This is a genomic window from Mycobacterium sp. NGS16 (genome assembly GCF_059813225.1).
The window spans coordinates 277,093-298,761 of the sequence record NZ_JCALEE010000001.1 but is presented as its reverse complement, the minus strand read 5'-3'; the positions used below and the strand labels follow the sequence as shown (position 1 = coordinate 298,761).

Here is a 21,669-nt window from a genome sequence, read left to right as displayed (position 1 = left end):
ACAGAGGTGATGCGCATGCCGACCGCCCCCTACCGGATCGTGCAATGGACGACCGGCAACGTCGGGAAGAGCTCCGTCCGGGCGATCGCCGCCAATCCGGATTACGAACTCGTCGGACTCTTCGCGTGGTCGGACGACAAGGTCGGTCGTGACGTCGGCGAGCTGGTCGGCATCGACCCGCTCGGCGTCACCGCCACCAACGACACCGCGGCGCTGCTGGCGCTCAAACCGGACTGCATCGTCTACAACCCGATGTGGATCAACGTCGATGAGCTGGTGGCGATCCTGTCGGCGGGCGTGAACGTGGTGACCTCGGCATCGTTCATCACCGGGCACAATCTCGGCGAGGATCGCGCCCGGCTCGACGAGGCCTGCCGCAAGGGCGGCGCCACCCTGTTCGGTTCCGGGGTCAGTCCGGGCTTCGCCGAGCTGCTGGCCATCGTGGCGGCGACGGCGTGCGACCGGATCGACAAGATCACCATCACCGAAACGGCCGATACCACGCTGTATGACTCACCCGACACCGAACGCCCGGTCGGCTTCGGCACGGCGATCGACGACCCGGATCTGGCGCCGATGGCCGCCAAGGGCACCGCGGTGTTCGCCGAGGCGGTGCAGCTGGTCGCCGACGCGATCGGCGTCGAGCTCGACGAGATCACCTGTGTGTCCGAATACGCCCAGACCACCGAAGACCTGGCCATGGCGTCGTGGACCATCCCGGCGGGGCACGTGGCCGGGGTGTTCGCCAGCTGGCGGGGAATCGCGGCCGGCGAGCCCGTGATCGACATCAACGTGCGGTGGCGCAAAGGCCAGACGCTGCAGCCGGATTGGCAGCTCGACGGCGACGGGTGGAAGATCACCATCGACGGCCGCCCGACGGTGAACATGCAGGTCGGGTTCACCCCGCCGCCGGACATGATCGCCTCGGCGAAGTCTCTCGACGACTTCTTCGAGCTCGGCCACATCATGACCGCGATGCCGCCGATCAACGCCATCCCGGCCGTGGTGGCCGCCGAACCCGGCATCGCTACCTACAACGATCTGCCGCTGAACCTGCCCCGCTGGCCGGCTCGGAAACGCTAGCGCTGTCCCGTGTCGCCCGGCGACAGCAGCCGCTCGGCCGCCGAGTACGGGTCATCGCTCCCGTCGACCACCAGCTCGGCGAGTCTGTTGAGCGCCGGGTGGGTCCGCAGCCGCGTCTGGGCCAGCGACAGGATCTGGGAGCGCGCCCGTGCCAATCGGCGCTCCCGACTGTCGGCGCGGTGGTGCGCCTCGATGGTGTCCACCAGCTCACCAAGACCCACACCCTGCGCGGCGATCAGCGTGAGAATCGGTGCGCCGGTGTGCTTCAACTCGACCCGAAGCTCGCGAACGGTTTGCTGGGCACCCTCGCGGTCGGCTTTGTTGACCACCACCACGTCGGCCACTTCCAGCAACCCGGCCTTGGCGGCCTGAACCGCATCGCCGGCACCGGGGTTGAGCACGACGACCGTCGGGTCGGCGATCGCGGCGATCTCGATCTCGGATTGCCCCACGCCGACCGTCTCCAGCAACAGCACGTCGTAGCCGAGCCCGGCCAACAGCTGGATGGCCGCGGGCACCGCTTCGGCCAGCCCGCCCAGGTGGCCGCGGGAGGCCACCGAACGGATCAGCACCGCCGGATCGTTGATGTGCGCCGCCATTCGGATGCGGTCGCCGAGCAGGGCCCCGCCACTGAACGGCGAGGACGGGTCGACGGCGAGTACCGCCACCCGCATACCGCGGGCCCGATACGCCCCGACCAGTGCCGCGATCGTGGTGGACTTGCCCGCGCCGGGCGGGCCGGTCACCCCGATGACCCGGGTGGTGGCTGGGCCGACGGCGGACAGCACCTCGACCCGCCGGCCGCTTTCGACCAGGCTGAGCAGTCGCCCGGTGGCGCGGATCGAGCCGTCCCGGGCCGCCGCGAGCAACTCGGCGATCGTCATCGGCCCATCAGTTCTTGTTCGCGGTGAGCCGATCGATGATGTGGGCGAAGTCCTCGGTTCGAAACGACTGGTCTTCGGCCATGTTCGCGAAATCCAGGGTGGCCAGCACCGAGCGCTCCAGGTGGATGTTGAGCAGCCGCTTGGTGCTCTCGACGGCCTGGCGGGGCAGCTCGGCGATGCGCTTGGCACATGAGATCGCTTCGGCCAGCGGGTCTTCCACGACGTGGTTGGCCAAGCCGAGCTCCACCGCCCGCGCGGCCGGGATGCGCGCCCCGGTCAGCGCGTACTCCTTGGCCTGCAGCAGGCTCATCTGTAGCGGCCAGGTCAGCGGGCCGCCGTCGGCGGCGACCAGGCCCACCTGCACGTGCGGATCGGCCAGATAGGCGGATTCGGCCATGTAGACGATGTCGCTGAGCGCCACCAGGCTGCAACCCAGCCCGACCGCGGGCCCGTTGACGGCGGCGATGACCGGTTTGCGGCAGCGCGCCATGCCCAGCACGATTTCGCGGCCGTGCAGAATCGTCTTGGCGCGCAGCGTCTCATCACGGCGCAGCTCGTCGAGGTAGGCGAAGTCGCCCCCGGCGGAGAATGCTCGCCCGCTTCCGGTCAACACCGCCGCGCGGGCGTCGTGGTCTTCGTCCAGCTGCGCCCAGAGTCTCGCCAGACCGGTGTGCAGCGCGTCGTTGACGGCATTGAGCGCCTCGGGGCGATTGAGCGTGATGATCCGCAGCGGACCGTCGGCGCGCACGTCGATCTCAGCAGGTATGTCGTACATTTCAAGCTCCCAATCCCAGGATTCGGCCGGCAATGATGTTCTTCTGGATCTGCGAGGTCCCGCCCATCACGCTCTGCGCGCGACTGTAAAGGTAAGCGCTGAGCAGATCGGGATCGTCGACACCGCCGACGGCCAGTGCGGCGTGGCCCACCGATTGCTCCACCCATGTCATCAGCAACTTGTCCAGCGAGCCTTCCGGGCCGTGCGACAGCCCGTCGAGCTGTTCGGAGAGCCGACGGCGCACATGCAACCGTAGCATCTCGGTTTCCACTGCCGCCCAGGCCAATTCCTCCGGAACGTCGCCAGCTACGCGCTTCGCCATCTGGCGGACCAGCTTGCCGTAGCGCGCCGAATAGCCCAGGGTCGAAGGCTCACGCTCATGGCCGACGACGGTCATCGCCAGCGCCCAACCCTCCCCCGGCGCACCGACCATCTGGCTCGCCGGAACCGTCGCGCCGTCGAACAGCACCTGACCGAATTCGGTGGTGACACCGTTGATCATCTGCAATGGCCGCTGCTCGACACCGGGCTGGTGCATGGAGATGATGAACGCCGAGATGCCCCGGTGCCGGGGGGCGTCCTTGTCGGTGCGAGCCAGCAGCAGACACCAGTCGGCGACATCGGAGTAACTGGTCCAGATCTTGTGCCCTGCAATGACGTAGTTGTCGCCGTCACGGGTCGCGGTGGTGGTCAGCGACGCCAAATCCGACCCGGCCCCGGGCTCGGAGAAGCCCTGGCACCAACGCTGCGTGCCGTCGATCATCCCCGGCAGAAATCGTTGCTGCAGTTCTTTACTGGCGTGCCGGCCCAGGCCCACGACCAGATAGCCCAGGCTCGGCCGCGGCGGAGCCCCGGCGGCAGCCAACTCTTCGTCGACGATCACGTCATAGACCGGCGGCAGCTCCTGGCCGCCGTACGCGCGCGGCCAGGACACGCCGAAGAAGCCGGCACCGTAGAGGGCTTGATGCCATTCGCCTTGGCGCGCCCAGTACTCGTCGTCTCCGGCCGCGGGGAAGGTCCCGGCCCGCTCGGTCAGCCAGGCCCGAAGCCGGCTGCGGAAGTCGGCTTCGGCGGGCGAGTCACGAAAGTCCATCAGCGATCTCCCTAATCGTCACGGGCCACAGGCCGGTCGAGGTCAGTGCGCGCCGCAGGTACACGTGCGCAAGGCATTCCCAGGTGTTGCCGATACCGCCGTGAACCTGGATCGCGGTCTCGCAGACGGTCCGAGCGGTGCGGGCGCAATAGATCTTGGCGATGCGCGCTGCGCGCACCGCGTCGGCCGGGGCTGCTTCATCGACCGCCCACGCGGCGTGCCGCAGCACGCTAACCGAGCCCTCGATCAGGGCCAGTCCCTCGGCGAGCAGGTGGGCGATGGCCTGATAGCTGCCGATGGGTTTGCCGTACTGCTCCCGGAGCTTGGCGTAGTCACACGCCAGCGCGTGCGCACCACGCGCGGTGCCGACCAGATCGGCACAGGTTGTCACCAGCGCCAGCGCCTGCCAGGCCGCGACATCCTCGGCGCCGAGTTCGCCGGCCTGCTGCAGCGCACCGGCCAGCTCGGCTCCGGGCCGGGTCAGGTCGGCGCCGGTGCGCGCCGCGCCGACCGGGGCGGTCAGCACCGCGTGCTCGTGCACCGTCGCGGCGTGCGCCGCGCCGCGGGCGTCGATGGCGACCTGCTGGAACGCCACCGTGGCCGGACCCGCGCCCAGTGCCACATGCCGGCCCAGATCGTCGGCGAGCACCGGGCCGAGGAACGGCACGTCGACCAGGCCGCGTCCGAACTCCTCGGCGACGATCGCCACCTCCACCCCGGATGCCCCGTCAGAGCGCAGCGAGCGCCAACCGGTCTGGGCGACAGCCTTTTCCAGCCGCGTCACGCGACCGGCATCGTCGAGTTCGGCGACCGAGCCCGGCCCCAGGTCGTCGGCGAGCTTGGCTGCAGCATCCCGCAGTTGTCGCTGCTCAGCATTCAGCCGGACATCCATAGGCGCTCCTTCAGTAGTCGACGCAACAGCTTTCCGGACGGCAACCGGGGGATCTCGGGCACGACCACCACCCGGCTGAGGCGTTTGTAGGACGCGAGGCGGTCGCCCACCAGCGCGGTCAGCTCGGCGTCGCTGACCGGCGCGCGCAGTGCGACCGCCGCGACGATGGCCTCCCCGTCGCCCCGGTCAGGCACCCCGAACACGCCGCAGTCGGCGACGGCTGGATGCTCGTGCAGCACCGCCTCGATTTCTGCGGGGGCGACCTGAAAGCCGCGGACCTTGATCATCTCCTTGCAGCGGTCGGTGATCCGCAGCCGACCGTCGGCGTCGAGGTAGCCGATATCCCCGGTGTGAAACCAGCCGCCGCGCAACACTTCCGAGCTCGCCTCGGCGGGAAGGTAACCGGCCATCAGTGAATCGGACCGGGCCAGGATCTCACCCGGGGCGCCTGGGGGCAGCGGCTCGCCGGTATCGACATCCACCACCTGAACCTCGACTCCGGGCACCGGCCGCCCGACGGTGGACAACACCGCCTCGTCCGAGCCGGCGCCGTCGGGCGGACTGCAGGCGATCACCGGCAGTTCGCTGGTGCCGTAGGCCGGTACCCAGCCCACCCCGGTGCGCCGGGTGACCTGCTCGGCGACGGCGACGGTGACGGGGGTGGCGCCCCACATGATGAAACGCAGCGACGACAAGTCGAACGACTCCAGGTCCGGATGCCCGGCGATGGCCAGCGCGATCGGCGCCACCGCCATCTCGACGGTGATCCGGTCGTCGCCGATCGTTCGCAGCATCACGTCGACGTCGAACCGGCGGTGCAGGCGCACCCGCGCTCCGACGCTCAGCGCGGTCAGGATGTTGAGCAGGCCGAGGATGTGCGACGGCGGGGTCATGACCTGGATCCGATCAGCGGCGGTCAGCCCCAACGCATCCCGCCAGTGCCGCACCCCCGCGGCCAGCGAGGCGTGCGTGTGCCGCACCGCTTTGGGCAAACCGGTGGTGCCGGAGCTGAACACCAACAGGGCGTCGGCGTCGGCGGGCGGCGGATCGCCGCCCCAGGTTCCGTCGGGTAGCGCGGCCGTAGTTTCGTCGAGGTGCCGCATCGGCATCAGCTCGGCCAGCACCGGATGGTCACCCAGGGCGTAGCGGGGCTCGACCAGCGCCAGCGCGTGCGCCACCTCGGCGCGCTTCCAGGCGGGGCTGATCAGGGCGGCGACCGCACGCAGTCGCCAGATGGCGTGCACGGCGACGACGAACTCCGGCCGGTTCGACGCCATCAGCGCCACCCGGTCACCGGCGGCCACGCCGTCGGCGGCAAGGGCAGCGGCCAGCGCGCCGGCCGCTGCGTCGATGTCCGGCAGCGACAACTGCCGGTCCTCGAACGCAACCACCGCGGTGGATGACGCAGGCGACCCAGACGACATTTGAGAAGATCCTATCGGTTTGAGAGAATAGTATTCTCTGTAACGAAGAACGCAAACCGGAAGGGGTGGTCATGGCGGTCACTCATGTTTTCCAGCGGGCGACCGTGACCCGCATCGTCAAGGAGACCGCCGAGGCGTACACGTTCGTCCTGGCGCCGCACGGGGGGGCGTTTCCCTACCGGGCCGGTCAGTACTCGACGTTTCAGGTGAAGGTCGGCGGCGAGGAGCTGTACCGGTCTTACTCGATGTCGAGCGCGCCGGAGACCGACTCCGAGCTGATGACCACCGTCAAACGTGTTCCCGGCGGGAAAGTGTCGAACTGGTTGCTGGACAACGTCGCCGAAGGCGACCAGTTGACGATGACCCGCGCCGCGGGGACCTTCTGCCTGGATTCCTCGGACGCTCCGCTGCTGGGGTTCTCCGGCGGCAGCGGGATCACCCCGATCCTGTCGCTGGCCAAGAGCGCGCTGGCGGCCACCGACCGCCCGGTACGGCTGCTCTGCGCCGACCGGGATGCCGCGTCGGCGATCTTCGACGAGGCGCTGAACCGGCTCGCAGACCGATATCCGGGCCGGCTGTCGGTGCAGCGGCATCGCGACGACACCGACGGCCTGCTGGATGCCGCCGCCGTCACCGCGTTCGTCGGCGACGACACCGGCGCCGACTGCTATCTGTGCGGCCCGGAAGGATTCATGGCGGTGGTGCGGCAGGCCTGGCCGGGCCCGGGCCGGCTGTTCGTCGAGGACTTCGACATGGCCGTCCCAGCGGCACCGGCGACACCTGCCATCGACACCGCCACCGAGGTGAGCGGCACGGTAACGATCCACCTCGGGCGCAAGCAGGCGTCGGTGCCGCGGGTCGCCGGCGAGACCCTGCTGCAAAGCGCCCGGCGGGCCGGGCTGGCCCCGCCGTTCTCGTGCGAGGCCGGCAACTGCGGAACCTGCATCGCCCACATCAGCGAGGGCAGCGCGACAATGATCGCCAACACGGCTCTCGACGATGACGAGGTCGCCGACGGCTACATCCTGACCTGTCAGGGTGTTCCCGAAGGCGGCTCGATCACCGTGCACTACGAGTAGGTTTCGCCGCCTCAGCCCGCCGCCGCGCCCAGCGTGCTCTTGGTCTCCAGGTACTCCTGGAACCCGGCGTCGCTCCATTCCCGGCCGTTGCCGCTGCGCTTGTAACCGCCGAACGGCGCGTTCATGTCGAAAGCGTGGTTGATGGTCACCCAGCCGGCCCGGATCCGCCGGGCCACCGCACGCGCCGCCTCCACGTCGGCGGCCGAGACGTAGCCCGCCAGGCCGTAATCGGTGTCATTGGCGATCTCCACCGCCTCGTCCACGTCGTCGTAGCCCAGGATGCACAGCACCGGCCCGAAGATCTCCTCGCGCGCGATCGTCATCTGGTTGTTCACGTGCGCGAAGACCGTCGGTTTGACGTAGTAACCGGTGTCCAGCCCGGCCGGACGTCCGGGTCCGCCGGCGGCGACCGTCGCGCCTTCGGCAATACCCTTCTCGATCAGCCCCTGCACCTTCTCGAACTGCATCTTCGACGCCACCGGCCCGATGGCGCGCGCATCCTCCGGATCGCCCACCTTGACCTGTCCGGCCACCGCGTTCGCGATCGCGATCGCCTCCTCCATCCGCGAGTTCGGCACCAGCATGCGCGACGGCGCATTGCAGCTCTGCCCGGAGTTGACCATCATGTTCGCCACGCCGGCGGTGACGCTGTCGACGAACGCGTCGTCATCGAGCACGATGTTGGGGCTCTTACCGCCGAGCTCCTGAGTCACCCGCTTCACCGTGGGTGCGGCGTGCTCGGCCACCGAGACGCCCGCGCGGGTCGACCCGGTAAACGACACCATGTCGATGTCGGGGTGCTGCGCCAGTGCCACCCCCACCCCGGGGCCGTCGCCGTTGACCATGTTGTACACACCGGCCGGAACGCCTGCGGCGGCCATGATCTCGGTGAAGATGTAGGCAGAGAACGGCGCCACCTCCGAGGGCTTCAGCACCATGGTGCAGCCGGTCGCCAATGCCGGATAGACCTTCACCGCGATCTGGTTCAACGGCCAGTTCCACGGTGTGATCAGGCCGCACACTCCGATCGGTTCCCTGGTCACCAGCGTCTGGCCACGCTGCTCTTCGAACGAGAAGTTCTTCAGCGCGTCGATCGCGGTGACCATGTGGCCGATGCCCAACTGCACCTGCGCCCCGGCGGCCAGCGCCGGCGGGGCACCCATCTCCTCGTGCACCGCGTCGGCGAGATCGCCGCTGCGACGCTGGTATTCGGCGAGGATCGCCTGCATGAGGTCCAGGCGCTCGGCGCGGCTGGTCTGCGACCAGCCGCCAAATGCCCGGCGGGCCGCCGCGACCGCGCGGTCGACATCGGCTGCGGAACCGAGGGCGATCTTGCCGCAGACCTGCTCGGTGGCCGGGTTCTCCACGTCGAGGGTCTTCGGCTCGGCCGGATCCACCCACTGCCCGTCGATGTAGAACTTGACGTATTCGCGCATCACAACACTCCTTTGTGCTACCGGGTTTCCTCGGGCTGGCGCCGAAGGCGGCCGGCGTGTGCCAGGCCGAAGCTGTATCGGATGTGGTCGGCATGACCGTCCGGCACCACCGGGAAGATCACCGGCGCACCGATATCCCGGATCTGTGCGATCCGTTCCCCGACCTCGCCGATGGTCCACCGCGGCTGGTACACGCCCGGGCTTTCGGCCACCACCGCCCGGGCCACCCGGCCCGCCAGTGCGATCAGCACTTCGCCGGTGACCGAACAGGATTCGTGGGCAAGCCAGCCCACCACGGGTGCGACCAGCTCCGGCTTCATCGGCGGATAACCGGAGGTGTCGATGCCCTCAGCCATCCGCGTCACCGCCGCCGGCACCACGACATTGCACCTGACACCGGAAGCTGCGCCCTCCAGCGCCGCGACGTTGCTCAGCCCGATCACACCCGCTTTGGCGGCCGCATAGTTGGCCACCTCGAAGTTGCCGTACAAGCCGCCGATCGACGAAGTCAACACGATGCGACCGTAACCCGCATCGCACATCACCGGAAAGGCCGGACGCACGACATGGAAGGCACCGCGCAGATGCACGTCGAGGACGGCATCGAAATCGGTATAGCTCATCTGCCGCAACGAGGCCCGCCGAACGTTTCCGGCGTTGTGGATCACGACGTCGAGTCGGCCGTAGTGCTCCAGCGCGGACCCGATGATGTCCTGCCCGCCCTGCGGTGTGGCGACCGACGCGGTGCAGGCGACCGCGTCGCCCCCGTCCGCCCGGATCGCCGCGGCGACCTCCTCGGCCGGGTCCACGCGCATGCCGTCGCCGGTGAGGTCGGCCCCGGTGTCGTTGACGACGACGCGGGCCCCCCGCGCCGCCAGCAGTTGCGCGTAGGCGCGGCCCAGCCCCCGCCCGGCACCGGTCACGACGGCGACCCGGCCGTCGAACCCGAGGTCGTCAGATCCGCTCAAGCGAAGGGTTCCTCACCGGCGAGCTTGGTCCGGTGCAGCATCCGGCCCGAGGCCGCATCGTAGGGGCGGGCCCGGTGCATCGTGCCGGTGTTGTCCCACATGACCAGGTCACCGACCGACCACTGGTGCCGGTAGACAAATTGCGGCTGGGTGGCCCAGTCGCGCAGTCGCACCAGGGTTTTGGTGCTCTCGGAGTAGTCCATGCCGACGATGTGGCTGGCGGTGCAGCCGAGGATCAACGACTTGCGCCCGGAGCGGTGCGTCCAGACCAGCGGCAGCTCGCACTGGCCGATCGCCATCATCTGTTGCAGCGTAGCGGCGTCCGGCTCGGGGTCGTAGTACAACAGTGAATTCCACGCCGAGTGCATCGCCCGCAGCGACTCCAGCCGCTGCTTGTCCTCGTCAGGCAGCTCCTCATAGGCGGCATAGGTGTTGCAGAACTCGGTGTCGCCGCCACCACCGGCCGGCAGCACCTTGCTGAGCAGCAGCGACGCCAGGATCGGCACCTGGTTCATCGTGCCATCCAGGTGCCAGTAGAAGGAACCTTTGAGGTAATCGGCCTGCTTGTTGATCTCGGTGTCCAACGTGACGTCGTAGACGGCCGCACCGTCGCGCTCGGGCGCCAGCGTGCCCAACGTCTCGGTGAAGGCGACCTGTTCGGCGTCGGTGAACCCGATCTGCGGGAACACCAGGACACCGCGCTGTTCGAGAAGCTCACGGATCGCCCCGGCATGGTCACCGGACAGCAGCGCGTCCTTGTCGGCGCGGATCTCGGTGGCGATCCGCGGGGTGAGATCGCGGGTGGTCAGCGTCATCGCGGTCATCTACTCCAGAACCAGACCCTTCAAATCGCCGGCCGCGCGCCAATCGCGCAGCAGGTCTTCGAACGCATAGAAACCCGGGCCGTAGGGCTCACCTAGATGCGAACGGATCTTCTCACCGCCCCCGCCGCCCTCGTTGTTGTAATAGCCGGGCGTGCACTGTTGTTCGAACGCTGAATTGTCGACAGCGGTCTCCCGGATGGTGCGGCACCAGTCCTCTTGAGCCTCCGATTCCGGTTCCACCGTGCTCGCTCCCCGCGCCAGCGCTTCGGCGATGATGTAGGCGATGTGTTCACCTTGAAGCTCGTAATTCGCCGCGATGTTGGCCGAGATGCCCACCTGGGTGAAGCCGGTGAAGAACTGGTTGGGGAAACCCCGGCTGGTCATGCCGTGCAACGTCCGGTAACCGTCGCGCCAGTGGTCGTACAGCGACAGCCCATCGCGGCCCTCGATCGTGTCGATCGAGTAGCGGCGGCTGATATCGGTGGTGATCTCGAAACCGCTGGCATAGATGATGCAGTCGACCTCGTACTCGACGCCGCCGGCGACCAGCCCCGTGGCGGTGGCCCGTTCCACGCCCTTGGCGTCTGAGACGTCGACAAGTGTCACGTTAGGCCGGTTGAACGTATCGAGATAGTCGTCGTTGGAACAGGGACGCTTACACAGGAACCGGTAGTACGGCTTGAGCGCTTCGGCGGTCGCGCGGTCGGCGACGATGTCGTCGATGCGGCGGCGCAACCGCTCCATGATCTTGTAGTCCTCGACCTCCCGGATCGCCATGAATTGCTCCGGGGTCATCGCCGCCGGGTCTTCCAGGGCCAGCACCTGCTCAGCAGTGTTGCGGCCCAGCTCGGTCCAGAAATCGCAGACCAGGTCCGGTTGTCCCAGCGCCATGCCTTCGAACGTCCAGGCGTGGAAGTTGCGCTGCCGCTCCCGCTGCCAGCCGGGCTTCAGCGTCTTCACCCACTCCGGATCGGTGGGCTTGTTGCCCCGGAAGTCGACGGTCGAAGGCGTGCGCTGAAACACGTACAGATGCTTGGCATATTCGCCCAGGAACGGGACCACCTGCACCCCGGTGGCACCGGTGCCGACCAGCGCGACCCGTTTGTCGGCAAGCTTGTGCAGTCCCCCGGTGCTGTCCCCGCCGGTGTAGGCGTAGTCCCAGCGCGCGGTGTGGAAGCTGTGGCCGGTGAACTCCTTGATGCCCGGAATGCCGGGCAGCTTCGGCCGGTGGAACGGCCCCGACGCCATCACCACGAAGCGCGCCCGGATGTCGTCGCCCCGGTTGGTGGTGATCTGCCAGCGGCAGGTCTGTTCCTGCCAGCGCAGCTCACGGACCTGGGTGGAGAAGATCGCCGAGTCGTACAGGCCGAAATGCTTGCCGATGCGCCGGCAGTGCTCGTAGATCTCCGGACCGTCAGCGAACTTCTTGCTCGGGATGAAGTCCAGCTCTTCGAGGAGCGGGATGTAGCAATAGGATTCGTTGTCGCACTGGATTCCGGGGAAGCGGTTCCAGTACCACACCCCGCCGAAGTCGCCGCCGAGCTCGATGACCCGGACATCGTCGACGCCGGCCTTTTTCAGGTGCGCCGCCGACAGCAGTCCGGCGAACCCGCCGCCGAGCACCGCGACGTCGATGTCCTCCACGATCGGGTCGCGCGGTGTTACCGGCGTGTACGGGTCGACCTCGTAGTAGTCGGCGAAGTCATCCTCGACCTCGATGTATTGACGGGAGCCGTCGGTGCGCAGCCGCTTGGCCCGCTCAGCGGCGTATTTCGCTCGTAGCGCGTCGATGTCGAAATCGTCCGGTGTGTGGGTCGGCGGGCACTCCGTCATCGATTGTTTCCTTTCGGGAGCTCCTGCGGTTCACCGGAGCCCATGTACTTCGCCAGCTGGTGGTGCAGGTTGACGATGGCGCGCTCCCGATATGGGTTGGGCTTCGCACCCTGGTAGCCAAGGGATTTCATGCCCTGCTGAACCGCGGCCATGTTGGAGAAGTCCTGCGGCAGCACCGAGCGCCAGCCCGGGTCGCCGACCGGGGTGTACTCCCAATCGGTCTGCGGTTCTTCACCTTTGGGGAAGAGCTCGAACACCGAGACCTCGAAGATGCATTTGTCGGGGTTGTAGCTCGGGTGCGGCCGGGCGCTGTAGCACAGCGCACTGGTGAGGCCCTGGCCGATCTGGAAGTTCGGGAAGATCTGCCACGCGGTGCCGGCCTGGCCGAGCACATCGGCGGGGATCGTCGGCCAGATGACGCCGCGGGCCGCGTCGTCGCGGCGTGCCGATGCCAGCCAGTGTTGCAGGACCTGGTCGGCCGGAGTGCCCTCGGGAAGCTCGTCGACCAGCCGCTTGGCGGCGTTCACCAGGGTCGTCGTGGTGGTGGCGTTGGTCTCCTCCATGGTGTAGATCTGCATCTCGGCAGTCGACACCCGTGGGTCGGCGCCGGTGCCCAGGCGGATCTTGGACTTCGTCGTCTCCAGGTCATCGGGGGCGTCGTAGCCGATGTTGCTGTGCTTGCCCTGCACTTTGGCCCAGCCCTTGAACTCGCCGAACTTGTTGAACTCCGGGTGGGTGGTATAGACGTGGTAGGTCTCGTTGAAGGCCTCCATGGCGACCTTCCAGTTGCAGTCGAATTCCAGCCACCGGCGCCACTTGTAGCGCATGTTCTCCAGCCCGAACGGGTCGAGGATCTTGGCCGCGGGAAACAGGTAGTCGGCCAGCGATTCGCAGTCCGGATCCATATTGATCCAGATCCAGCCACCCCAGGTGTCGACGCGCACCGGCCGCAGGTGAGTGTTCGCCGGCGTCAGCGTGCCCTGCCAGTCGTCCTGTTCGCGAATGTGGGTGCACGCCCCGTCCAGCCCGTAGGTCCACCCGTGGAAGCCGCAGACGAAAGACTTGCGGGTGCGCGCGCAGGCGTTCTTCGCCCCGGTCGGGGTGTCGATCAGCCGGCGGCCGCGGTGCATGCAGACGTTGTGGTGAGCCGCAAAGGTTTCCGCGCCGGTGCGCACCACGATGATCGAGTCGTCGAGGATGTCGTAGGTGAGGTAGCTACCGATCTCCGGCAAGTCCTCGACTCGCCCGACCTGCTGCCACACCTTGCGCCATAGCTTGTCGCGTTCGGCGCGGGCATAGTCGCCGCAGGTGTAGGCCTCCACGCCGATCGTCATCGGTTGCGACAGTTCTTCGGCCGGATCGGCGGTGCGCGCCGGATCGGTCATCACATCCTCCTCATTGCCGCGCGGAAGGTTTCGTCCTTGAGGAACAGCGAGGTGTTGTCGTCGGCGAGGTGACTCCATTTGAGGTCGAGCCCGCCGTCGACCAGCAGCGTCTGGCCGGTGATGTAGCTGGACAGATCCGACAGCAGAAACAGGATCGGCCCGGCCTGCTCGTCGGGCCGTCCCCGGCGCCCCATGGCGATCGCCCGCCGGTCGCGATCGGGATCGTCGTCGACATAGGTGCCCGACGCCGCGGTCTCGGTGACCCCCGGAGCCACCGCGTTGACCCGGATCCCGGCCGCCGCAAGTTCGAGCGCCATGGTGCGGGTCATCGCGGCGATGCCGGCCTTGGCTGTGCCGTAGGCGATGTGGAACGGCGCGGTGTTCATGCCGCTGATCGAGGAGATCGACACGATCGAGCCCGGCAGCCGCTGGGACACCAGTTCGGCGGCGACGGCCCGGCTCATGAAGAACGCGGTCTCGAGGTTCTGCGCGAAGATTTCGCGCCAATCGGAGCGGGCGACCCGGGTAGCGGGCATCCAGGTCGCCGGCGCGGCCCCGCCGGCGACGTTGACCAGCCCGTAGAGCGGCCCGTCGGCCTGCCGCGCCGCATCGAGCACCGCAGCGATGCCTTCGTCGGTGGCGGCGTCGGCCGCCACCGGCAGCACCGACAGGCCTTGGGCGGCCAGCGGCGCGACATGCTCGGCGAGGTTGGCCGCGGACCGGCTCACCGCGATCACCGTGGCTCCGGCGGTTGCCGCCATCGCGGTGATCGTGGTGCCGATGCCGCCGCCGCCGGCCCCGGACACCACGACGACACGGCCATCAAGGCCCAGGAGGTCCGAGTGGCCCAGGAGGCTGGAGTGATCCGCCATGACCCGCTTTCTCCTGGCACCGGCAGCAGATCGGCACGCCCGTCAGACGGGATATGCCGATTTGTCCGGACAACATACGTCATTCTTCGTTCTGAAGAACACTATTCCGCAGCACTGTGCGCGCAGTCAAGGGCGCATCGGGGCGCCCCGGCGGTTTTATTGTCTGGACTAACGCGGGCAGTGGCACTGCGCCACGGGAGCGGGCTCGTCGTCGCGGCGGTCAGCACGTCACGCTTGTCGAACAGCGGAAGCGCACGCGCCGAGGCGTGCGCCAGGGGCTACGATCGTTGTCAAACTGGACCTTAGGAGATTGAAGTGCCGTCCGGTCAACGCCGGGGCCGTTGGTCCGGGGTCCCCCTGAAAGACCGTCAGGCCCTGCGCCGCGACGCATTCATCGCGGCCGGCGTACAACTGCTCGGCGGCGAGAACGGGCCCACGCTGACCATCCGGTCGGTCTGCCGCGCTGCGGCGCTGACCGAGCGCTACTTCTACGAAAGCTTCGCCGACCGCGATGAATTCGTCCGCGCCGTCTACGACGACGTGTGTACCCGCGCGATGGCGGCCCTGCTGTCGGCACATACGCCGCGGGAAGCCGTGGAAGGCTTCGTTGCCCTGATGGTCGACGACCCGGTGCGCGGCCGGGTGCTGCTACTGGCTCCGGAGACCGAGCCGGTCCTGACCCACTCCGGTGCGCAATGGATGCCGACGTTCATCGAGATGCTGCAGCGCAAGCTCACCCGAATCGGTGATCCCGGCCTACAGAACATGGTGGCGACCGGGCTGATCGGCGCCCTGACCGCCTTGTTCACCGCCTATCTCAACGGGCGGCTGGTGGCCAGCCGGACACAGTTCATCGACTTCTGCGTCGACATGCTGCTCAACACCGGCCGGGTCGAAGATGCGGACAATGGTTAGCACAACACGCCCCCGCGAACTTGCTGCTACCGGCATACACAGATATATTGCCTGCAACTAGCGGACACAGATACTCAGGAGCTGTTATGACGCGTGAGTGGACTGACCTCGAGTTGCTGCACGAGCTCGAGCCGGTCGTCGAGAACGCGGTCAACCGCCACTTCTCCATGACCAAAGACTGGAATCCCCACGACTACGTCCCGTGGTCGGAGGGCAAGAACTACTACGCCCTCGGCGGGCAGGACTGGGACCCGGAGCAGTCGAAGCTCTCCGAGGTCGCGCGCACCGCCATGGTGCAGAACTTGCTGACCGAGGACAACCTGCCGTCGTATCACCGCGAGATCGCGATGAACTTCACCATGGACGCCCCGTGGGGCACCTGGGTCAACCGATGGACCGCCGAGGAGAACCGCCACGGCATCGCGCTGCGCGACTACCTCGTCGTCACCCGCAACTGCGACCCGATCGAGTTGGAGACCCTGCGGATGGAGACCGTCAACCGCGGCTTCAGCCCGGGGCAGAACCACCAGGTCCAGGACGATCTGTTCGCCGAGAGCCTGTTCGACTCGGTCATCTACGTGACGTTCCAGGAGCTGGCCACCCGGATCTCGCACCGCAACACCGGCCGGGCCTGCAATGACCCGGTCGCCGATCAGCTGCTGGCCCGGATCTCGGCCGACGAGAACCTGCACATGATCTTCTACCGCGACATCAGCGCGGTCGGGTTCGACATCGCGCCGGACCGGGCGATGTACTCGCTGCACCGGGTGCTGGCCAACTTCCAGATGCCCGGATTCGTGGTCCCGGAGTTCCGCCGCAAAGCGGTCATCATCGCCGTCGGCGGTGTCTACGACCCGATCATCCACCGCGACGACGTGGTGATGCCGGTGCTGAAGAAGTGGCGCATCCTCGAGCGCGAGTTCAGCGGCGAGGCGGCCCGCTACCAGGACGAGATCGGCAAGATCGTCGCCGAGCTGGATGAGACGTGCGAGAAGTTCGAGGTGGCCAAGCAGCGCCGGCTCGAGCGGGAGGCCAAGATGGCCGAGAAGCGCGCCGCCAAGAAGGTGCTGGAGCCATCAGCGCCGTAGTCGGCAGCGGCGAACTGCGGCGCCCAGCTCCGCCGCGCTTGCAGTCCGCGCTGAAGATCGGTTCGATCCGGCTGGCCAGCCCGGTGGTGCTGGCCCCGATGGCCGGCGTCACCAACGTGGCCTTCCGCACCCTCTGCCGCGAGCTGGAGCAGGCCCGGGCCGGCACGGTCAGCGGACTGTACGTGTGCGAGATGGTGACCGCCCGGGCGCTCGTCGAACGGCACCCGGCCACCCTGCACATGACGACGTTCGCGCCGGAGGAGTCCCCGCGCTCGCTGCAGCTCTACACCGTCGACCCCGACACCACCTACGCCGCGGCGAAAATGATCGCCGACGAAGGCCTGGCCGACCACATCGACATGAACTTCGGCTGCCCGGTGCCCAAGGTGACCCGGCTCGGCGGCGGCTCGGCGCTGCCCTACAAGCGCCGGCTGTTCGGCAACATCGTCGCCGCGGCAGTGCGCGGCACCGCCGGCACCGATATTCCGGTGACCGTGAAATTCCGGATCGGCATCGACGACGCCCACCACACCCACCTCGACGCCGGGCGCATCGCCGAGGCCGAGGGCGCGGCCGCGGTGGCCCTGCACGCCCGGACCGCCGCGCAGCGCTACTCCGGTACCGCCGACTGGGCGCAGATCGCCGCGCTCAAAGCGCAGGTGCGCTCGATTCCGGTGCTCGGCAACGGCGACATCTTCGAAGCCGGTGACGCGCTGGCCATGATGGCCGCCACCGGCTGCGACGGCGTCGTCATCGGCCGAGGCTGCCTGGGCCGGCCCTGGTTGTTCGCCGAGCTGTCCGCGGCCTTCGCCGGCCGTCCGGCCCCGACCCCGCCCACGCTGGGCGAAGTCGCCGACATCATCCGCCGCCACGGCGAGCTGTTGGCGTCGCATTTCGGCGAGGACAAGGGCATGCGGGAGATCCGCAAGCACGTCGCCTGGTATCTGCACGGGTTCCCGGCCGGGTCGGAGTTGCGCCGCAGGTTGGCCATGGTCACCACACTGGCCGAACTCGACACGCTGCTCACACAGCTCGACGGGTCCATCCCGTTCCCCGCCGCCGCGACCGGGCCGCGCGGCCGACAGGGGTCAGCGGCCAAGGTTGCTCTTCCTGAAGGATGGCTGACCGACCCGGACGACTGCGCGGTGCCGACCGGGGCTGACATTATGCACTCAGGTGGCTGAAATGAGACGTTCTCGACATCGCGTGTCTGGAAACTTCTCAGTAGAATAAGTAGCTTGTTGCCCCAGGTGGGTTCGTCCCTGCGGGGGCGGAACGGTACGGAGAATCAACGGTGATCATCCGTGCACGCTGACGTGCGAGCGACGCCCGTCAGTCCGAAGACGCGGAGGCCCGTGAAGACATGAGTGACGGCGACAACGCCACTCCTGGTCACTGGCCTGGAGACGGCGGGGACGACGGTGACCATCAGCTGATGACGATGACCCCGCCCGGACCCGCGCCCTGGGAGCGTTGGCAGACCCCGGCCCCGGATGCAGCACCGGCCCCCCGCCGTTCGGCGTCGTCCCGCCGCCGCAACGGCGGTGACGGGTCGGTGACCGTCGCCGACCTGATCGCCAAGGTCAACGGCGGCGTCCCGCCGTCTGGCGGCCGCAGCCGGCGCCGCGCCGCCCCGGCGGCCGCGGAGCCCGCAGAACCCCCAGCAGCCGAAGACCCCGCGGACCCCGCGCCGGAATCGTGGCCGGCCTTCGAAGTCGTGGACGCACCGGCTTTCGACGCCACCGACATCGAGGTCGCCTATCCGTCGGAGTTGCCCGATCTCGACCTGATTCACGGCACCGAGCTGGCCGACGCCGACGACATCGACTGGGGTGTCTGGGACGGGTTCGAGCCCACCACCGAACTGCCGGACGTGGCGGGCGAGATGGTGCGCATCGACGCGCCGGGCACCGACGACGAAACCGACAGCGAATCCGACCAGCCGTACCCGCGCAAGACCCGCCGCCGGGCGATGGCGGCGGGCCGGATGGTGGCGGCCATGCTGGCGGTTCTGGCCCTGGTGCTGACCGGCTCGGCGTGGCAGTGGAGCACGTCGAAGAACCGCAGCCTCAACCACGTCAACGCGCTAGACCCCGATTCGCACGACATCCTCGACGCAGCCGGCCAGTACGGCGACGAGAACTTCCTGATCGTGGGCGCCGACACCCGCGCCGGCGCCAACAGCGACATCGGTGCGGGCACCACCGAGGACGCCGAAGGTGCCCGATCCGACACGATCATGCTGGTCAACATCCCGGCCAACCGCAAACGCGTGGTGGTGGTGTCATTTCCTCGCGACCTGGCCATCACGCCGATCCAGTGTGAGGTCTGGAATCCCGAGACCGGTGCCTACGGCCGGATCTACGACCCCGACACCGGCTCCTACAGCGCCGAGACCGTCTACACCGAGACCAAGCTCAACTCGACATATGCCTTCGGTGGCCCGAAGTGTCTGGTCAAAGAGATCCAGAAGCTGTCCGGGCTGGCGGTCAACCGGTTCATGGCCGTCGACTTCGTCGGCTTCGGCAAGATGGTCGACGCGCTCGGCGGCGTCGAGGTGTGCACCACCAGCCCGCTCTACGACCTCGAGCTGGGCAGCGTGCTGGAGCACAGCGGCCGGCAGCGGGTCAACGGTGCGACAGCGCTGAGCTACGTGCGGGCGCGCAACGTCACCACCGAGGACAACGGCGACTACGGCCGCATCAAACGCCAGCAGCTGTTCCTGTCGTCGCTGCTGCGCTCGCTGATCTCCACGAACACCTTCTTCTCGCCGACCAAGCTCAACAACGTGGTCAACATGTTCATCGGCGACAGCTACGTCGACAACGTCAAGACGAAGGACCTGGTGAACCTCGGGCAGTCGCTGCAGAAGGTGGCGGCCGGGCACATCACCTTCGTGACCGTACCGACCAGTGAGACCGACGAGAACGGCGACGAGGTTCCGCGGTTGGACGACATGCGGGCGCTGTTCGACGCCATCATCAACGACGACCCGCTGCCCGGCGAGAACGACCACAACGCCACGACGATCTCGACCACCACGGCCAGCCCCACCACGCAGTCCCCCGCCCAGTCCTCGACCAACGCCGCCAGCCCGGCCGCCAAGCCGCAGAGCGAGCAGGTGCGGGCGGTCACCACTTCCCCCGGTGAGGTCACCGTGCGGGTGTCCAACGCCACCGACGTCTCGGGCCTGGCCGCCTCCACCTCGGCAGGTCTGCAGCGGTGGGGTTTTGACGTCGACAGCGCCGACGACTACCCGGGTACGGTCAAGGCCACCAAAGTCCTGTTCTCCCCGGGCAACGAACAGGCCGCGGCCACCGTTGCCTCAGCACTGTCCGGCGCGCCGATCGAGCGGGTCACCGGGTTGGGCAACATCGTGCGGGTAGTGCTGGGTTCGGATTTCCGGAGCGTCAGCAAGCCGGCCGCCGTCGGCTCCCAGGTCACCGTGCAGCTCAACCGCGGCGCCAGCGTCGAGCCGACCGAGCTGCCCGCCGACCTGACGGTCACCAACGCCGCCGACACCACCTGCGAGTAGTCGCCGCAGCGCCGTCGGGCGCCGCCCAGGTTAGTCTTGAGGGCATGCGAACCGCCTATCACGAGCAACTCTCGGACTTGGCCGAACAGCTCGGCACGATGTGCGGCCTGGCCGGGATCGCCATGGAACGTGCCACTCAGGCCCTGCTGCAGGCCGACCTGGTGGTCGCCGAGCAGGTGATCACCGACCACGAGAAGATCGCGTCGATGAGCGCCCGTGCCGAGGAGAGCGCCTTCGTGCTGCTGGCGTTGCAGGCGCCGGTCGCCGGGGATCTGCGCGCGATAGTCAGCTCCATCCAGATGGTCGCCGACATCGACCGGATGGGCGCGCTGGCGCTGCACGTCGCCAAGATCGCCCGCCGCCGCCACCCGCAACACGCACTCCCCGAAGAGGTCAACGGATATTTCGCCGAAATGGGCCGGGTGGCAGTGGATTTGGGCAACAGTGCACAGGAGGTACTGCTGTCGCGCGACCCGGAGAAGGCCGCCCGGATTCGCGAGGAAGACGACGCGATGGACGACCTGCACCGGCATCTGTTCTCGGTGATGATGGACAAGGAGTGGCGGCACGGCGTCGCGGCGGCCGTCGATGTGACACTGCTCGGCCGCTTCTACGAGCGGTTCGCCGACCACGCCGTGGAGGTCGCCCGCCGGGTGATCTTCCAGGCCACCGGCAAGTTCCCGGACGAGAACACGCTGCCCTCACCCGGGTAGCACCGGCTCACCCAATGGCGGCGAGCCGCTTCAATCGACTCCGCCGGCCTCGCGCTGCCCGCTAGCCGAAGCGGCCGGAGATGTAGTCCTCGGTTTCCTTGCGGCTCGGATTGGAGAAGATCTTCTCGGTGCCGTCGATCTCGATCAGCCGGCCCGGTTTGCCGACATCGGCCAGGTTGAAGAACGCCGTCTGATCACTCACCCGGGCCGCCTGCTGCATGTTGTGGGTGACGATGACGATGGTGTACTGCTGCTTGAGCTGGGCGATCAGCTCTTCGATGGCCATCGTCGAGATCGGATCCAGCGCCGAACACGGTTCGTCCATCAACAGCACGTCGGGTTGCACCGCGATGGCGCGGGCGATGCACAGGCGCTGCTGCTGCCCCCCGGAGAGGCCGCCGCCCGGCTTGTCCAGCCGGTCTTTGACCTCGTTCCACAGGTTGGCGCCGCGCAGCGAGAATTCGGCGGTCTCGTCGAGGGTGCGGCGGTTGCGGATGCCCTGCAGTTTGAGCCCGGCCACCACGTTGTCGCGAATCGACATGGTGGGGAAGGGATTCGGGCGCTGAAACACCATACCGACGGCCTTGCGTACGCCCACCGGGTCGATTTCGGGCCGGTAGATGTCCTCGCCGTCGAGCAGCACCGAACCCTCGATTCGGGCGCCCGGGGTGATCTCGTGCATCCGATTGAGGGTGCGCAACACGGTCGACTTGCCGCATCCGGACGGACCGATGAACGCGGTCACACTGCGCGGCGCGACCGAGAGCGTCACGTCGGCGACGGCGTGGAACGACCCGTAATAGATGTTCAGGTCGGCTAGGTCCAACCTTTTAGCCACCGTGCAGCACTCCTCTAAACCTCATCGAAATT

At 67.9% G+C, this 21,669-nt stretch carries 19 protein-coding genes; 7 read left to right on the top strand and 12 right to left on the bottom strand.

What is annotated here, in order from left to right; translation table 11 throughout:
• The first annotated feature begins 15 nt into the window (after positions 1 to 15).
• The gene (locus AC5Y4Q_RS01445; RefSeq protein ID WP_499958285.1) at positions 16 to 1,083 is read left to right on the top strand and encodes an NAD(P)H-dependent amine dehydrogenase family protein; all 1,068 of its coding nucleotides are present in this window, start codon (positions 16 to 18) and stop codon (positions 1,081 to 1,083) included.
• Here AC5Y4Q_RS01445 and meaB read toward each other — a convergent pair.
• From meaB to AC5Y4Q_RS01420, 5 genes are read right to left on the bottom strand one after another with little or no spacing between them, the layout of a single operon-like run.
• Complete coding sequence (gene meaB, locus AC5Y4Q_RS01440) at positions 1,080 to 1,967, bottom strand: methylmalonyl Co-A mutase-associated GTPase MeaB (protein WP_499957669.1); 888 nt, start codon at positions 1,965 to 1,967, stop codon at positions 1,080 to 1,082. The genes AC5Y4Q_RS01445 and meaB overlap by 4 nt on opposite strands.
• 7 nt (positions 1,968 to 1,974) lie before the next feature.
• Entirely contained in the window at positions 1,975 to 2,742 is a 768-nt protein-coding gene (locus AC5Y4Q_RS01435) for an enoyl-CoA hydratase/isomerase family protein (RefSeq protein WP_125225365.1), read from the bottom strand.
• Between the two features lies 1 nt (position 2,743).
• Positions 2,744 to 3,835, bottom strand: coding sequence for an acyl-CoA dehydrogenase family protein (locus AC5Y4Q_RS01430; RefSeq protein ID WP_064921607.1), 1,092 nt, complete (start codon positions 3,833 to 3,835; stop codon positions 2,744 to 2,746).
• Positions 3,822 to 4,727 carry an acyl-CoA dehydrogenase family protein gene (locus tag AC5Y4Q_RS01425; RefSeq protein ID WP_064921606.1) on the bottom strand — a complete coding sequence of 302 codons (906 nt, stop codon included), beginning with the start codon at positions 4,725 to 4,727 and terminating at the stop codon, positions 3,822 to 3,824. Before AC5Y4Q_RS01425 ends, AC5Y4Q_RS01430 begins: the two co-directional genes overlap by 14 nt.
• A complete protein-coding gene (locus tag AC5Y4Q_RS01420) occupies positions 4,712 to 6,151 on the bottom strand; it encodes a class I adenylate-forming enzyme family protein (protein WP_125225363.1) in 1,440 nt (479 codons plus the stop codon). Before AC5Y4Q_RS01420 ends, AC5Y4Q_RS01425 begins: the two co-directional genes overlap by 16 nt.
• Positions 6,152 to 6,222: 71 nt before the next feature.
• On the opposite strand from AC5Y4Q_RS01420, the gene AC5Y4Q_RS01415 reads away from it, so the two are divergent.
• The gene (locus tag AC5Y4Q_RS01415) at positions 6,223 to 7,230 is read left to right on the top strand and encodes a ferredoxin--NADP reductase (RefSeq protein ID WP_125225362.1); all 1,008 of its coding nucleotides are present in this window, start codon (positions 6,223 to 6,225) and stop codon (positions 7,228 to 7,230) included.
• Between the two features lie 11 nt (positions 7,231 to 7,241).
• Here AC5Y4Q_RS01415 and AC5Y4Q_RS01410 read toward each other — a convergent pair whose 3' ends face one another.
• The 6 genes from AC5Y4Q_RS01410 to AC5Y4Q_RS01385 are packed head-to-tail and all read right to left on the bottom strand — an operon-like array spanning position 7,242 to position 14,548.
• On the bottom strand, positions 7,242 to 8,666 hold the full coding sequence (locus tag AC5Y4Q_RS01410) for an aldehyde dehydrogenase family protein (protein WP_125225361.1): 1,425 nt from the start codon (positions 8,664 to 8,666) through the stop codon (positions 7,242 to 7,244).
• 17 nt (positions 8,667 to 8,683) lie between these two features.
• Positions 8,684 to 9,634 (bottom strand): SDR family NAD(P)-dependent oxidoreductase, encoded by a 951-nt coding sequence (locus AC5Y4Q_RS01405; protein ID WP_499957665.1) that lies wholly within the window; start codon positions 9,632 to 9,634, stop codon positions 8,684 to 8,686.
• Complete coding sequence (locus AC5Y4Q_RS01400; protein WP_064921465.1) at positions 9,631 to 10,458, bottom strand: TauD/TfdA dioxygenase family protein; 828 nt, start codon at positions 10,456 to 10,458, stop codon at positions 9,631 to 9,633. The genes AC5Y4Q_RS01405 and AC5Y4Q_RS01400 overlap by 4 nt, the downstream gene beginning before the upstream one ends.
• A complete protein-coding gene (locus AC5Y4Q_RS01395; RefSeq protein WP_064921464.1) occupies positions 10,459 to 12,291 on the bottom strand; it encodes a flavin-containing monooxygenase in 1,833 nt (610 codons plus the stop codon). It lies immediately after the preceding gene.
• Entirely contained in the window at positions 12,288 to 13,676 is a 1,389-nt protein-coding gene (locus AC5Y4Q_RS01390) for an aromatic ring-hydroxylating oxygenase subunit alpha (protein ID WP_499957662.1), read from the bottom strand. The genes AC5Y4Q_RS01395 and AC5Y4Q_RS01390 overlap by 4 nt, the downstream gene beginning before the upstream one ends.
• Positions 13,676 to 14,548 (bottom strand): SDR family NAD(P)-dependent oxidoreductase, encoded by an 873-nt coding sequence (locus tag AC5Y4Q_RS01385; RefSeq protein ID WP_499957660.1) that lies wholly within the window; start codon positions 14,546 to 14,548, stop codon positions 13,676 to 13,678. Before AC5Y4Q_RS01385 ends, AC5Y4Q_RS01390 begins: the two co-directional genes overlap by 1 nt.
• A gap of 315 nt (positions 14,549 to 14,863) precedes the next feature.
• Between AC5Y4Q_RS01385 and AC5Y4Q_RS01380 the strand changes: the two genes are divergently transcribed.
• The 5 genes from AC5Y4Q_RS01380 to phoU all read left to right on the top strand — a co-directional run bounded on the left by AC5Y4Q_RS01380 (position 14,864) and on the right by phoU (position 20,799).
• On the top strand, positions 14,864 to 15,463 hold the full coding sequence (locus AC5Y4Q_RS01380; protein WP_125225358.1) for a TetR/AcrR family transcriptional regulator: 600 nt from the start codon (positions 14,864 to 14,866) through the stop codon (positions 15,461 to 15,463).
• Positions 15,464 to 15,549: 86 nt separating this feature from the next.
• Positions 15,550 to 16,551: an acyl-ACP desaturase gene (locus tag AC5Y4Q_RS01375; protein ID WP_064921460.1), complete on the top strand. Its 1,002-nt coding sequence runs from the start codon at positions 15,550 to 15,552 to the stop codon at positions 16,549 to 16,551.
• A gap of 14 nt (positions 16,552 to 16,565) precedes the next feature.
• Positions 16,566 to 17,735 (top strand): tRNA dihydrouridine synthase DusB, encoded by a 1,170-nt coding sequence (dusB, locus tag AC5Y4Q_RS01370; RefSeq protein ID WP_499958283.1) that lies wholly within the window; start codon positions 16,566 to 16,568, stop codon positions 17,733 to 17,735.
• Positions 17,736 to 17,986: 251 nt separating this feature from the next.
• A complete protein-coding gene (locus AC5Y4Q_RS01365) occupies positions 17,987 to 20,086 on the top strand; it encodes an LCP family protein (protein WP_499957657.1) in 2,100 nt (699 codons plus the stop codon).
• 44 nt (positions 20,087 to 20,130) lie between these two features.
• On the top strand, positions 20,131 to 20,799 hold the full coding sequence (gene phoU, locus AC5Y4Q_RS01360; RefSeq protein WP_064921458.1) for a phosphate signaling complex protein PhoU: 669 nt from the start codon (positions 20,131 to 20,133) through the stop codon (positions 20,797 to 20,799).
• A 61-nt stretch (positions 20,800 to 20,860) separates the two neighbouring features.
• Here the strand turns inward: phoU and pstB are convergent, their stop codons facing one another.
• Positions 20,861 to 21,637: a phosphate ABC transporter ATP-binding protein PstB gene (pstB, locus tag AC5Y4Q_RS01355; RefSeq protein ID WP_064921457.1), complete on the bottom strand. Its 777-nt coding sequence runs from the start codon at positions 21,635 to 21,637 to the stop codon at positions 20,861 to 20,863.
• Positions 21,638 to 21,669: the final 32 nt, after the last annotated feature.